Source organism: Corynebacterium gallinarum (genome assembly GCF_014837045.1).
Lineage (GTDB): Bacteria > Actinomycetota > Actinomycetes > Mycobacteriales > Mycobacteriaceae > Corynebacterium > Corynebacterium gallinarum.
In genome coordinates this window covers 111375-123332 of sequence record NZ_JACSPR010000005.1, presented here as the reverse complement: position 1 = coordinate 123332, position 11958 = coordinate 111375, and the positions used below count along the sequence as shown (strand labels likewise).

Below are 11958 nucleotides of genomic sequence, written 5' to 3'. Positions count from 1 at the left end.
CTTAGTTCTCCCCTGCGCCGGCGGATGCGCCAGGGCCCGTCATCATGCGTTCGACGTACTTGGCGATCACATCGACTTCGATGTTGACCACATCACCCACCTGCAGTTGACCGTGGGTGGTCTCGCGCAGGGTGGTGGGGATGAGGGAGACCTCGAACCAGTCCTCCCCCAGGGAGGACACGGTCAGGGAGGTGCCGTTGAGGGCGATGGAGCCCTTCTCCACCACGTAGCGCGCCAGGTCGGCGGGCAGTGCGAACCGCAGGACATCCCAGTTCTCGGAACTCTCCCGGGACAGCAACGTGGTGGTGCCGTCCACATGACCCTGCATGATGTGTCCGCCAAGGCGACCGTTGGCGGCCATGGCGCGTTCCAGGTTGACCGGGCTGCCCACGGTCAGTGACCCGAGCGAACTGCGGTCGAGGGTTTCCTGCATGCAGTCGGCGGTGAAGTGCCCGTCCTCAAAGGTGGCCACAGTCAGGCACACACCGTTGACTGAGATGGAGTCACCGAGGTTGACGTCCTCCAGCACCCGGGCGGCGGCGATGGTGAGCCGGACGGAATCACCCAGGTTCTCCACGCCGGAAACGGAGCCGAGTTCCTCAACAATGCCAGTGAACATCTATTGGTCCTTTCGAGTCATGTCAATCAGCACATCATCGCCGAGGCGGTGCACGGCGGTGGTGGTAAAACGTGTGATGTCGGAGATGGTGGTCCCACCATCCCAGCTGAGCACGGATCGGCCCGCACCCAGGATCGCGGGGGCCACATAGGCCCGGATCGCATCGATGACGCCCGCACGCAGCATGGTGCCGGCCAGGGTGGGTCCGCCCTCCAGGAGGACATCCCGGCATCCTGATTCCCACAGCGCCGCCAGGGCCTCGTCTATTCCCGGGTACTGCTCGAACCCCAGGCGATCCAGGTTGGATCCGGTTGGAACAGGCCTGTGTCCGACGACCACCCGGCGCGGCTGGTGGCCATACAATCCGGATGGCCCCCGGGCGGTCAGGGAGGGGTTATCTGCCAGGGCCGTGCCGGTGCCGACGATGATGGCGTCACGCCGGGCGCGGTCGGCATGCACATGGGCCCGGGCGGCCTCGCCGGTGATCCACTGGCTGGTGCCGTCGGTGGCTGCGGCGAAGCCGTCGAGGGTGCCGGCGAATTTGAGGGTGATGTGAGGTCGGCCGAGCTCTGTTGCCCGCAGCCACGGGGTGAGCGTCGGAACGGGGACACCCAGAAGATGCGTGTCGACGCCCGCCTGCCTCAGGTGGTCGGCCCCTCCGGCGGCCTGCGGGAAGGGATCGGGGTTGGCGTAGAAAACCCGGGCTATCCCGGCGTCGATAAGCGCCTGCGAGCAGGGACCCGTGCGCCCGGTGTGGTTGCACGGCTCGAGGGTGACCACCGCGGTGCCGCCACGGGCACGCTCCCCCGCGGCGGCCAGCGCCATGACCTCGGCATGCGCCCCACCGGGTGGTTGCGTGGCACCGATACCGGCGACCTCACCGCCCGTGTCCAGGATGACGGCACCGACCGGCGGGTTCGGGCTGGTGGTACCGACGACCTTCTCGGATGCCTCGATGGCCAGCTGGAGGGCCTCCTCGGGACTCACGGGGTCTACTTCGAGGCCAGTGCGCGGAGTTCCTGCACGGCGGCGTTGGGCTCACCGGCGCCGAAGACCGCGGAACCGGCGACGAAGGCGTCCACGCCCGCCTCGGCGGCCTGTTCGATGGTGGTGGCGGAGATGCCACCGTCGATCTCGATGATGATGTCCAGTCCGCGCTCGTCGATGACACGGCGCAGGGTGCGGACCTTGTCCAGCTGATCCGGCATGAAGCTCTGGCCACCGAAGCCGGGCTCCACGCTCATGACGATGACCTCGTCGAAGTGCTCGAGGTCATCCAGGTAATCCTCGATCGGGGTGCCCGGGCGCAGGGAGAACCCGGCGCGCACGCCCTTGGAGCGGATGTGCTGAGCCAGTTCCACATGCTTGTCGGTGGCCTCGACGTGGAAGATGACACACGCCGCACCCGCATCGATGTAGCGATCAACCCACTTCTCGGGGTTCTCGATCATGAGGTGGACATCCAGGGGTTTGTCCGTGACACGGTGAACGGCCCTGGTCACGTCGTAACCGAAACTCAAGTTGGGGACGAAGTGGCCGTCCATGATGTCGACGTGGATCCAGTCGGCATCGGGAACCGCTGCGATCTCCTCACCGAGGCGGGCGTAATCGGCGGCCAGGATGGATGGGGCAATGATGGGTTTGCGCTGTTGAGCCATACCTTCAGATCATAGCCCCACCGGTTCACCGCTTCCGCAGGATGGCCACGAACATCGCATCCGTGCCGTGACGGTGTGGCCACATCTGCACGGATTTACCCTCGCCGGTGTTGTCCATGCCGGGCATGAACTCGGCGGCATCCAGTTCCTCGATGGGCAGGGCGGCCAGGGCACGGTCCACCACCTCGCGGGTCTCCCGCAGATCCGGGGAGCATGTGGAATAGACCACGACGCCGCCGGAGCGCACCCGGTTGATGGCGGATTCCAGCAGTTCATACTGCAGGGTGTTCAGCGGTGCGATATCGGATTCCTGCTTGCGCCAGCGGGCCTCCGGACGGCGACGCAGGGCGCCGAGTCCGGAACAGGGGGCATCCACCAGCGCGCGGTCATAACCGTCGTCGAGGGTGAGGGTGCGGCCATCGCCGACATGCACCCTCACGGGCAGACCACGGACGGAGCGTTCCACCAGTTTCGCCCGGTGATCGGAGACCTCGATGGCATCCACGCGGGCACCATCCATGCGTGCCAGCGCACCCACCAGGGCGGCCTTGCCACCCGGTCCGGCGCATAAGTCAAGCCAGCGTCCCTCATCTTCCCCCTCCACCGGCGCCTCAACCAGCGCGCGGGCGATGAGCTGGGAGCCCTCGTCCTGCACGGCCGCCAGGCCCTGCTGCACGGGGTCGATGTCTCCCGGATCCCCGCCCTCGAGGTAGACGGCATACGGGGAATACTTACCTTCCTCGCCACCGGTGATCAGGGCGAGTTCCTCCGCACTGATCTCGCCGGGACGTGCCACCAGGTGGACCACGGGGCGCTCGGAATCGGCGGCCAGGGCATCCTCCAGTTCCTCCGCTGGCAGCAGACGGGAGAAGCTCTGCGCAATCCACTCCGGGTGGGCGGTGCGAAACGCCACGCGCGCGATCTCACCCTCCGGTTCCAGTTTGTCCAGCCATTCCGGCGCCGGGGTGCGCGTGATGGTGCGCATGACGGCATTGGCGAAACCCGTGGCGTTGAACTTCTTGAGCCCACCGACCATCTTCACGGTGGTGTCCACCGCAGCATGATCCTCCACGCGGGTGAACAGCACCTGGTAAGCACCGATGCGCAGAATATCGAGCACCTCGGGGTCAATGTCCTTCACCGGCCGGTTGGCCGCCGAGGAGATCACCGCATCCAGCAACCCCAGATTGCGCAGGGTGCCGTAGGTGATCTCGGTGGCGAACCCGGCATCCCGGGTGTCCAGCTTCTGCTTGGTCAGCAGACGGGGCAGCACCAGGTTGGCGTACGCATCACCGGTGCGCACCCGGTCGAGCACCTCGTAGGCAATCTCACGGGGCTTGTCGACGCCCAGTGCCCGCACCTCCCGGACCTCTGCACGGGGGTTGCGGTTGGAGGTGGACCCACTCTTCTTCTGCTGCTGCCCCTTGGGCGCACCCTTGGGTGTGCTCTTGGGCGTGCCTTTGGGGGTACGGGAGCGGAAGCCCCCGGATTTCTCCAGGCTCATTCGAAACTCGCTTCCTGATCAAGATGGACACCACGGGCCCAGTCTGCTGCATTCATCATTTTCTTACCCGGGGGCTGGATCTGCCCCAGGGCCACCGGGGTGCTCCCGGTTCCCACATACACCGCATCCCTGGCCGCGTGGAGCGCGCCGGGGGTAAGCGTTGGGACGTCCGGGAGGTCGGTCACGGTGACGAGGGGGCCGACCTTGAGGCGGGCGTCGTCAAGCATCGTCCAGGCGCCCGGCCCCGGGGTGTGGGCGCGGATATGGCGGTCGATCACCTCGGCTGGGACGGCCCAGTCGATGCGGGCGTCCGCCGTGGTGATCTTGGGCGCGTAGGTGGCCTCCCCGGTCTGCTCCCGCGGGGTGATGGTGCCCGACTCGAGGGCGGTCATGGTGTCAACCAGCAGGTCAGCACCGGCATACGCCAGACGGGTGAGCAGGTCGTCGGCGGTGTCCGTGGGCTGGATCGTCTCCTCGAGCATGGACAGAATCACGCCGGTGTCCAGTCCCTCGTCGATGCGGAAACAGGTGGCCCCGGTGATCTGATCACCCGCGCGGATCGCTGCCTGGACCGGTGCGGCCCCACGCCAGGCGGGCAGGAGGGAGAAGTGGAGATTCACCCAGCCGTGCGGGGCGATATCAAGGAGATCCCGGGTGATGAGCTGCCCGAAGGCGACCACCGGGAGGCAGTCGGGCTGCAACTCGGCGAGGCGCTGCCGGACCGCCTGGCCATCCTCGGTATCCGCCCTGAGGCTGGAGGGTTTGATCACCTCGATGCCGTGGGCCTGCGCCAACTCGGCGACCGCGGAGGGGTGCAGGGTGCGACCACGGCCACGGCGGGCATCCGGCTGGGTGAGCACGGCCACCACCTCATGCTCGGAATCAATCAGTTTCTGGAGCGCAACAACCGCCGGCTCCGGCGTGCCTGCGAACACTAGACGCATAGAGGGAATCCTTTACTTGTTGAACCAGTCGGAGGCACGGATAACGCCCATCGCGGCCTTGCGTTCAGCCGGGTCGAGGCGCTTCAGGAAGAGCACCCCATCGAGGTGATCGGTCTCATGCTGGATGCAGCGCGACAACAGGCCGGAGGCCACCAGACCGATCGGATTGCCGTCCTTGTCCCGCCCGGACAGCTTGACGGTCTCATACCGGGTGGTCTCAGCCGAGACGTCCGGGATGGACAGACATCCCTCTTTACCAGTCTGGGTCTCCTCCCCGATCGGCTCCCACACCGGGTTGACCACATGGCCGCGCAGGCCCCCGTCCACATGACTGCAGTCGAAGACGAACACGCGCCGCAGCACGCCGACCTGGTTGGCGGCCAGGCCGACGCCACCGGCATCCTCCATGGTGTCGAACATGTCGTCAACGAGTGTGGCCAGGGACTCGTCAAAGTCAACGACCTCATCTGCCCTGCTGGTCAATACCGGATCGCCGAAGATTCTGACGTCACGAACGGTCATGGTTGAGATGGTTCTCCTTATAAGGGATGGGATGTGGGATTCCCCCGGGGCTTTAGTCACTGGTATCGCCGGGAGATGTTCCATCCATCCTATCGCCCGGACCCGACACTTCCCCACCCCGCCTGCTGGGAGGTGAGGGTGCGACTGTCTGTCAGGGTGAGGGTTTTCGAAATCATGTTCGAATAAGGGACTGGATGTCCCGGCCATAATCTAGGGTGGAATAGAACAAATGATCTAATCATGGTAACCACAGGGGGTACCACCATGAACACCAACACAACACCGTACTACTACACCGTCAACAACCCCACCGACCCCATGGCCGTCCACATGACCACCATCCGCAAGACGGACCACCTGGCCTGGGAGGAGGTCCTCCCCGATGAGGATGCCGACTTCGAACACACCGTTGCCACGCTGTCCATCTCCACCGGCATCACCCGCAACCGCGTCACCCAGATCATCCTCGCCCTCTACCAACTCCGCGACCTACCCGGCCTCCGCGCCCTGCAGCACGACCTGTTCCACCTCGACACCCAACGCCTGATCGCCATCTCCAACGCCCTGTTCGGTCTCAATCCCGACCACCTGGCCACAGTCGATGACCATCTCACCGACTACCTCACCCCAACCACACCCAATCAGGTCCTGCCCTCCGCCCGGGCCATCTCCAACAAGATCGCCGCCATCCGGGACATGCTCAGTGATCCCCGGGCGACCAACACCACCCCGGGCACCAAGGAGGTCCACATCTCACCCAACCCCGATGGCACCACCGACCTCCAGGCCACCCTCGACCCGGTTGACGCCACACTCATCGACGACGCAATCCGCAACCACGCCAACGCCACCGGGAAGACCGCCGCCGAGGCCCTCGTGGACCTCATTCTCGGAAAGGCCACCGTCACGGTGGATCTGCATCTCTACACCGCCTCCGATCTCGCCAACGCCCCGGTGTGGGCCAGCGGGATCGGCTGGCTGGACTCCTGCACCGGGGAGAAATGGACCGCCCGGACCACCCGGACCCACGACATGGACAAAGCCAGGGATAAACACCTCAACGGTCATGATCCGTGTCATGACATCAGGGCTGCGGTGAAGGGACGCGACGGAACCTGCCGGTTCCCGGGATGCACCGCCAAGGCGATCAACTGCGACTGCGATCACCGCGTCAACCACGAGGATGGCGGTGGCACCTGCGTGCACAACCTGTGCAGCCTGTGCCGACACCACCACAACGACAAGACCAACGGCCGGATCACCTACTTCATGGACCCGGTCACCGGGATCGTCATCTGGCTGCTGTCTGATGGCACCTGGGCAGTGACCGTCCCGGAGGGGCCGTTGACACCGACGGGGGCCAGATGGGCGCAGACGGTCTCGCAGTACCGCACCAAACACCGTCAGCGCTGGGCGGCAGCGGCGAAAGCTGAAGCCACCACAGAAACCACCGAGACGGCAGGAGTCCAGGATGATGAACCACCGTTCTAGGACACAGACTGGACAGCGGTGTCATCCGATGTGGATCGGATCCATCTGCACGCGCAGTGGCAGGTCATTCCTGCGTGCTGCCCGTGCCACCTGTGCCGAGCGCAGTGCCCTGCCCAGTTCGGAGCGCGGCCCCAGTGGGGTCCGGATGAGCATGCGCTGCGGGGGCCCGAAACGCGCCTCATCATATTCACCCGGCAGGGTGACCCCCGGGGGAAGATCCACCGGCCCGAGCACCTCCGCGTGGGCGGGCAGTTCCGCCAGTTCCACGAAACTGTCCAGCGCCGCGGCGGCACCATCGATGGCCGCCATGTGGACAGCCGGCGGAAACCTGACCTCCCGGCGCGAGGCGAGCTCCGCGGCTGCCGCGCCCACCATGTCCCACCGGATCAGGGACTGCACCACGGCGAGGGAGGGATCAGCCACCACCACCACATGACCACCGTGGATATGGGAATGCACCAGCGTGGCCGCCGCCGCCCACTTCTGCAGAGTGTCCTCCGTCGCGCGGAGATCCTGCCTGCCCATCAGTGCCCAGGTGTCCAGCAGCAGGCAGGCACCATAAGCGCCGCGGGAGGTGTCCCCGCTGTAGCGGTCCACACCCGTATGCACTGCTGGTTCCGCGCCGGGTGTGGACACCACGATGCAGGCCCGGTAGTCGATGTGGTCGACCACGCGGTTACCACCCGAGGTGATGATGCGGGTGGAGGGGAAGGCACGCCCGAGTTCCTCCGCGGTGCGTTCCGCACCCAACACCACCGCGCGCAGCTTCGGTGAGCCACACGCCTGGCAACGGAACCGGGTGTCGGGGCGCCCACACCAGCGGCAGGTGGGCACACCACCCTGATGCTGATCCGACTGGGGCAGGCCGACGGGGCCGTTACAGTGGCGGCATCGTGCGGGGGTGCGGCAGTTCCCGCAGGCCAGGGTGGGTACATACCCCTTGCGGGGGACCTGAATGAGCACCGGTTCATTGCGGCTGAGGGTGTCCCGGACGGCCCGGAACGCCAGGCCGGGGAGACGGGCGGAACGGGCCAGCGGATCGCGTTCGAGCTCGAAATCAGAGTCGCCGACAGCCTGGATCCGGGGCATCCGGGTGCGGACGGTCTCGCGCGGGGCGACCAGGTCATGTGCCCACCCGGCCTCCACCAGCAGCTGGGTTTCCGCGGTGCGGGTGTGTCCACCGATGATCAGCGAACTCCCCTCCAGCGCGGAACGGGTGGTCAGGACCTCACGGGCGTGGACATACGGGGCGCGCGGGTCCACCAGGTTGTCATCACCGTCGCCCAGGATCACTGTGAGTTTCAGATCCGCCACCGGGGCGAACGCCGCGCTGCGCGTCCCGACCACGAGACGTCCCTGCCCACTGAGCACCGACAGGAACCGTCGGTACCGGGCCTGTGGCCCGAGCCCGGAGTTGAGCACCGTCACCTGTTTGGCGGCGACGAGGGTGCGCAGTGCGGCCTCAAGCTTGTCGACGTCACGCTGATCCGGCACCACGATCAGAGCCCCGCCACCATCCTTGACCACCTTGACCGACAGTGAGGCCACCGCGAGGGCCCAGTCATCGCCGGGGGCGATCTGCCAGGCCGCGCGGGCCGTGGTTCCGGCGAGCACGGCATCAACGAAGGACTGCCCGTACTGGTAGGCGGACCAGGAGGACAGGTCGGGTTCCGTCACCGCACCCAGGTCATGCCAGGGGGTGGAGGTGTCGGAGTCCTCGGCGCCGGCGTGGCGGGAGGGAATGGCGGAGCGGATGAGATCGGAACGGACCCCACCGTATCGGTCGGTGAGGGATTCGATGAGGCGGGCGGTCTGTTCCGGGTAGACCACAACCGGTGAGATCACCCGGTCGAGCCAGGCCAGTTCACCTGCATGGTCGGTATGGCCGGTGCGGTCGATGAGGATGGCGTCGACAAGCCTGCCGCCGAAGCGGATGCGCACCCGCACGCCGGGCCGGGCATCCTCGTGCTGATCGGTCGAGATCCGGTAGTCAAACAACCGGTCCAGGTGGGGCAGGCCCAGAAGAGGCAGAACCCGCGCCACCGGTACTTCTGGAGCGGGGACGCGGGGATTGGCCATGGTTCGAAGATACTATAGTGGCCTCTACTTCAGGCCGAGCGCCTCACGGAGTCGACCGGTGCGGTTGGTGGCCTCCCAGGGCAGGTCCAGGTCGGTGCGGCCGAAGTGACCGTAGGCCGCGGTCTGGGCGTAGATCGGGCGCAGCAGGTCCAGTTCACGGATGATGGCGGCCGGACGCAGGTCGAACACCTTGGTGACCGCAGCCTGGATCTGCTCATCGGTCAGACCCTCCTTGGCGGTATCGAAGGTCTCCACGTACAGACCCACCGGCTTGGCACGGCCGATGGCGTAGGCGACCTGGACCTCCGCGCGATCGGCGAGGCCTGCAGCCACGATGTTCTTGGCCACCCAGCGCATCGCGTACGCGGCGGAGCGGTCCACCTTTGACGGGTCCTTGCCGGAGAACGCCCCACCACCATGACGGGCCATGCCACCGTAGGTGTCCACGATGATCTTGCGGCCGGTCAGACCGGCATCGCCCATCGGACCACCGAGGATGAAGGACCCCGACGGGTTGATCAGGACGGTGATGTCGCCGGTGGCCAGGTGCTCGAGACCGGCGTCCCGGATCACCCAGTCGATGACATGTTCACGCAGCTGGGGCTCCAGCCAAGCGCTGTCGACCTCCCGGTCATGCTGCGTGGAGATGACCACGGTGTCCAGGTGGGAGGGGTTGTCGTCCGCATCGTAGGCGAAGGTGACCTGGGTCTTGCCGTCCGGACGCAGGTGCGGGACGATGCCCTCCTTGCGGACCTGGGTCAACCGGCGTGCCAGGCGGTGTGCCAGGGCGATCGGCAGAGGCATGAACTCCGGGGTCTCATTGGTGGCGTATCCGAACATCAGGCCCTGGTCACCGGCACCTGCCCGGTCGTCCTCCTCGAAGTGGCCGTCACCGCGGGCTTCCTGGGCAATGTCCACGCCGGCGGCGATCTCATGGGACTGCTCACCGATGGAGACGGACACGCCACAGGTCTTGCCGTCGAAGCCGACGTCGGAGGAGTTGAAACCGATTTCCATGAGTTTCTGTCGCACCAGCTGTGGGATCTCCACATAGCCACTGGTCCGGACCTCGCCCACCACGTGGACGATGCCGGTGGTGACCACGGTTTCGACGGCGACGCGGGACAGGGGGTCCGCGGTCAACAGGGCATCGAGGATGGTGTCTGAGATCGCGTCGCAGATCTTGTCCGGGTGTCCTTCCGTCACTGACTCACTGGTGAACAAACGAACTGCGGTTGGCTGGGACACTGAAACCCTTCTTTCAGGAGATGAACACTGGTGGTTCGTGGAAATGCTCTCCCTAATGTAGACCAAGCTGTCTAATTTTACAATTACGACGGTCTGTTAGTTTCAGCGTTCCACTGCCACGGCGGCATCCAGGATGCGCGCGGCCACCTCCAGCTTGGTGCCTTCAGCCACCTCGGTGACGCCACCGTCCGCGGTCAGGATCCACCCCTCGTTGTGCGTCTGGCCGAACACCTTGCCATGGCCGACCTCATTACACATCAGCAGGTCACAGCCCTTGCGCTCCAATTTCGCCCGGGCATAATCCAGTGCGCTGGTTTCCGCATCACCGGTCTCGGCGGCGAACCCGACGATGACGGGATCCGAGGCGAGTTCCCCCTCAGCCCTGCGACGGACCGTGGTTTTGAGAATGTCCGGGTTCTCCACCAGATGCACGGTGCTCAGTGCCCCCTCATCAGCGCCCTTCTTCAGTTTGGAATCGGCCTGGGTATCCGGGCGGAAATCCGCCACGGCCGCCGCCATGATGATGATGTCGGACTCCCCCGCCCGTTCCTGCACCGCAGCGAACATGTCCTGGGTGGAGGTGACATCCACGATCTCCGCGCCCGCCGGGGTCGGCAGTTCCACGGTGTTGCCAGCGATGATGGTCACCTGCGCACCACGCTGGGCAGCCACCTCCCCGAGTGCGAACCCCTGCCTACCGGAGGAGCTGTTGCCGATATAACGCACCGGATCAATATGTTCCTGGGTGCCGCCGGCCGTGATGAGGACACGCTTCCCCACCAGGTCCTGGTTGAGGATGACCCCACCGGCGACCGCATTGGCGATCTCCACGATCTGTTCCGGATCCGGCAGACGTCCCGGGCCGGTGTCCTTACCGGTCAGACGGCCATGCGCGGGTTCGATGACAGTAATATTCCGTTCCCGCAGGGTGCGCACATTGGCCACGGTGGCCGGATTGAACCACATCTCGGTGTGCATGGCCGGGGCGATGACCACCGGGCAGGTGGCCACCAGCACGGTGGCCGACAGCAGATCATCCGCCCGACCCATCACGAGACGAGCCATCAGGTCCGCCGTGGCGGGGGCAATGACGATCAGATCGGCCTCCTGACCGATGCGGACGTGCTGCACCTGATCCACGTCATCGAACACCGTGGTGGAGACGGGATTACCCGACAGAGCCTCGAAGGTCGCCTTACCGACGAAACCCAGGGCGGCCTCGGTGGGGACCACCCGGACATCATCTCCCGCCTCCTTGAAGGCGCGGATGATGTGACAGGCCTTGTAGGCTGCGATGCCACCCGCGACGCCGACGACCACCCGGCGCTTCGACTCGGGGATGGACTGGACCTGGTCACTCACACGCTGCTGCGTCATGCCTGTTGCATTCCTTCGGCTGGATGGGGATTGGTTTTCTTCCCACACTCTAGCCGGAGGGTGATCCTGGCATGCTTAAAACACCCAGTGACCACCTCTTGATGACGGTGGGCTGGGTGTTGAAAGTGCTGTGAAATTATGGGCTCAAAGCGCCGGTGTGGGCTCTAGCCTTCCTCGTGGTCGAGGAGGCCGACATTGATCTCACGCAGGGCGATGGACAGTGGCTTCTCGCCCGGCTGCGGGGTGACGAGGGGTCCGATGAACTCGAAGACACCTTCATCAGCCTGCTGGTAGTAGCTGTTGATCTGTCGCGCACGCTTCGCGGCGAAGATCACGAGGGCGTACTTTGAGGTGACCTTGTCCAGCAGTTCATCGATCGGAGGGGCGGTGATGCCCATTGGCGGATCGAAGACGGCCTTGGTGGCGTTGGTCTCGTTGCTCACGTTGGTCACTGACACCTTTTCAAAAGATTGTAGACAGTAGTGTAAGAGCGGGAAGGTTGCTCAATCGGTAAAG

Annotated in this window: 11 protein-coding genes; 1 reads left to right on the top strand and 10 read right to left on the bottom strand. The window is 65.4% G+C overall.

The genetic code is table 11. The features are described 5' to 3' along the window. Nucleotide 1: 1 nt before the first annotated feature. Genes H9627_RS08490 through def form a run of 6 tightly spaced genes read right to left on the bottom strand, consistent with a single transcriptional unit; the run spans nucleotide 2 to nucleotide 5247 of the window. Nucleotides 2-619 carry a riboflavin synthase gene (locus H9627_RS08490; protein WP_191733579.1) on the bottom strand — a complete coding sequence of 206 codons (618 nt, stop codon included), beginning with the start codon at nucleotides 617-619 and terminating at the stop codon, nucleotides 2-4. Beyond that, a complete protein-coding gene (gene ribD, locus H9627_RS08485) occupies nucleotides 620-1606 on the bottom strand; it encodes a bifunctional diaminohydroxyphosphoribosylaminopyrimidine deaminase/5-amino-6-(5-phosphoribosylamino)uracil reductase RibD (protein ID WP_191733578.1) in 987 nt (328 codons plus the stop codon). A 5-nt stretch (nucleotides 1607-1611) separates the two neighbouring features. Then, nucleotides 1612-2277 carry a ribulose-phosphate 3-epimerase gene (gene rpe, locus H9627_RS08480; protein ID WP_191733577.1) on the bottom strand — a complete coding sequence of 222 codons (666 nt, stop codon included), beginning with the start codon at nucleotides 2275-2277 and terminating at the stop codon, nucleotides 1612-1614. Between the two features lie 25 nt (nucleotides 2278-2302). Continuing rightward, on the bottom strand, nucleotides 2303-3781 hold the full coding sequence (locus tag H9627_RS08475; RefSeq protein ID WP_191733576.1) for an RsmB/NOP family class I SAM-dependent RNA methyltransferase: 1479 nt from the start codon (nucleotides 3779-3781) through the stop codon (nucleotides 2303-2305). Further along, nucleotides 3778-4725, bottom strand: coding sequence for a methionyl-tRNA formyltransferase (fmt, locus tag H9627_RS08470; RefSeq protein WP_191733575.1), 948 nt, complete (start codon nucleotides 4723-4725; stop codon nucleotides 3778-3780). Before fmt ends, H9627_RS08475 begins: the two co-directional genes overlap by 4 nt. Nucleotides 4726-4737: 12 nt before the next feature. Further along, nucleotides 4738-5247, bottom strand: coding sequence for a peptide deformylase (gene def, locus H9627_RS08465; protein ID WP_191733574.1), 510 nt, complete (start codon nucleotides 5245-5247; stop codon nucleotides 4738-4740). 264 nt (nucleotides 5248-5511) lie between these two features. Between def and H9627_RS08460 the strand changes: the two genes are divergently transcribed. Beyond that, entirely contained in the window at nucleotides 5512-6738 is a 1227-nt protein-coding gene (locus H9627_RS08460; RefSeq protein WP_225213653.1) for an HNH endonuclease signature motif containing protein, read from the top strand. Nucleotides 6739-6759: 21 nt separating this feature from the next. Here H9627_RS08460 and H9627_RS08455 read toward each other — a convergent pair whose 3' ends face one another. The 4 genes from H9627_RS08455 to rpoZ all read right to left on the bottom strand — a co-directional run bounded on the left by H9627_RS08455 (nucleotide 6760) and on the right by rpoZ (nucleotide 11840). After that, nucleotides 6760-8817 carry a primosomal protein N' gene (locus H9627_RS08455; protein ID WP_191733572.1) on the bottom strand — a complete coding sequence of 686 codons (2058 nt, stop codon included), beginning with the start codon at nucleotides 8815-8817 and terminating at the stop codon, nucleotides 6760-6762. Nucleotides 8818-8841: 24 nt separating this feature from the next. Then, nucleotides 8842-10065, bottom strand: a complete 1224-nt coding sequence (gene metK / locus H9627_RS08450) for a methionine adenosyltransferase (protein ID WP_191733571.1) — start codon at nucleotides 10063-10065, stop codon at nucleotides 8842-8844. A gap of 102 nt (nucleotides 10066-10167) precedes the next feature. Next, the gene (coaBC, locus tag H9627_RS08445; protein WP_191733570.1) at nucleotides 10168-11442 is read right to left on the bottom strand and encodes a bifunctional phosphopantothenoylcysteine decarboxylase/phosphopantothenate--cysteine ligase CoaBC; all 1275 of its coding nucleotides are present in this window, start codon (nucleotides 11440-11442) and stop codon (nucleotides 10168-10170) included. Nucleotides 11443-11606: 164 nt separating this feature from the next. Next, nucleotides 11607-11840 (bottom strand): DNA-directed RNA polymerase subunit omega, encoded by a 234-nt coding sequence (gene rpoZ / locus H9627_RS08440; RefSeq protein WP_225213683.1) that lies wholly within the window; start codon nucleotides 11838-11840, stop codon nucleotides 11607-11609. Between the last annotated feature and the right edge of the window lie 118 nt (nucleotides 11841-11958).

What these genes read in the sequence shown, in the direction of transcription:
- H9627_RS08490 (WP_191733579.1), bottom strand. Translation starts at nt 619, where the DNA reads ATGTTCACTGGCATTGTTGAGGAACTCGGCTCCGTTTCCGGCGTGGAG.
- rpe (WP_191733577.1), bottom strand. Translation starts at nt 2,277, where the DNA reads ATGGCTCAACAGCGCAAACCCATCATTGCCCCATCCATCCTGGCCGCC.
- H9627_RS08475 (WP_191733576.1), bottom strand. Translation starts at nt 3,781, where the DNA reads ATGAGCCTGGAGAAATCCGGGGGCTTCCGCTCCCGTACCCCCAAAGGC.
- fmt (WP_191733575.1), bottom strand. Translation starts at nt 4,725, where the DNA reads ATGCGTCTAGTGTTCGCAGGCACGCCGGAGCCGGCGGTTGTTGCGCTC.
- def (WP_191733574.1), bottom strand. Translation starts at nt 5,247, where the DNA reads ATGACCGTTCGTGACGTCAGAATCTTCGGCGATCCGGTATTGACCAGC.
- H9627_RS08460 (WP_225213653.1), top strand. Translation starts at nt 5,512, where the DNA reads ATGAACACCAACACAACACCGTACTACTACACCGTCAACAACCCCACC.
- H9627_RS08455 (WP_191733572.1), bottom strand. Translation starts at nt 8,817, where the DNA reads ATGGCCAATCCCCGCGTCCCCGCTCCAGAAGTACCGGTGGCGCGGGTT.
- coaBC (WP_191733570.1), bottom strand. Translation starts at nt 11,442, where the DNA reads ATGACGCAGCAGCGTGTGAGTGACCAGGTCCAGTCCATCCCCGAGTCG.
- rpoZ (WP_225213683.1), bottom strand. Translation starts at nt 11,840, where the DNA reads ATGGGCATCACCGCCCCTCCGATCGATGAACTGCTGGACAAGGTCACC.